This window comes from Alloyangia mangrovi (assembly GCF_002300555.2).
In the GTDB taxonomy this organism is placed as follows: domain Bacteria; phylum Pseudomonadota; class Alphaproteobacteria; order Rhodobacterales; family Rhodobacteraceae; genus Salipiger; species Salipiger mangrovi.
Genome location: NZ_NTHN02000140.1, coordinates 1 through 1177, shown reverse-complemented (window position 1 = coordinate 1177; position 1177 = coordinate 1). Strand labels below are relative to the sequence as shown.

Sequence of the window (1177 nt, the reverse complement as noted above, 5' to 3'; positions counted from 1 at the left end):
TTATCGGCACCGGTTACGTCGGCCTTGTCTCTGGCGTGTGTTTCTCCGACTTCGGCCACGAGGTGGTTTGCGTCGACAAGGACCCGCGCAAGATCGAGATGCTCGAGCGCGGCGAGGTGCCGATCTACGAGCCGGGGCTCGACACGCTCATGGCCAAGAATGTCGAGGCCGGGCGGCTGTCGTTCACCCTCGACCTGCAATCGGCCATCGATGGCGCAGAGGCGGTGTTCATCGCCGTCGGCACGCCGACCCGGCGCGGCGATGGCCATGCCGATCTGACCTACGTGATGGCCGCCGCCGAGGAGATCGCCAGGGCCGCCGACCATTACATCGTCGTGGTGACCAAATCGACCGTCCCCGTCGGCACCAACCGCAAGGTGCAGGAGGTGGTCGCCGCCGCCAATCCTGCGCTCGACTTCGACGTGGCCTCGAACCCCGAATTCCTGCGCGAAGGCGCGGCGATCGATGACTTCATGAAGCCCGACCGGGTCGTGGTGGGCGTCGAGAATGACCGCGCCGCCAAGGTGATGGAAGACATCTACCGCCCGCTCTACCTGCGCGACTTCCCGATCGTCACCACCGATCTCGAGTCCGCCGAGATGATCAAATACGCCGCCAACGCCTTCCTCGCGACGAAGATCACCTTCATCAACGAGATCGCGGCGCTCTGCGAGAAGGTCGGCGCGGACGTGAAGAGCGTGTCGAAGGGCATGGGGCTCGACGGCCGCATCGGCAACAAGTTCCTGCACGCCGGCCCCGGCTACGGCGGCTCGTGCTTCCCGAAAGATACCAAGGCCCTGGCCCGCATCGGCCAGGAGCACGCCTCGCCGATCTCCATCGTCGAGACGGTGATCAAGGTGAACGAGGAGACCAAGCGGCGGATGACCGACAAGCTCCTGGACCTCTGCGACGGCAGCTTCAACGGCAAGAAGGTCGCCGTGCTCGGCGTCACCTTCAAGCCCAACACCGACGACATGCGCGACGCGCCTTCGCTGACCATCGTACCGTCGCTGGTGGGCGGTGGGGCCTCGGTCTCTGTAGTCGACCCGCAGGGCAAGCGTGAGGGTGAGGCGCTGCTGCCGGGCGTGGCCTGGGAGGACGATCCCTATGCCGCCGCCAAGGGCGCCGACCTGCTGGTCATCCTCACCGAGTGGAACGAATTCCGCGCGCTCGATCT

At 65.8% G+C, this 1177-nt stretch carries 1 protein-coding gene; it reads left to right on the top strand.

From position 1 onward, the window contains the following. Nucleotides 1-2: 2 nt before the first annotated feature. Nucleotides 3-1177 (top strand): UDP-glucose dehydrogenase family protein (locus CLG85_RS27115; protein ID WP_260350394.1); only part of this gene is annotated, 1175 nt, incomplete at its 3' end.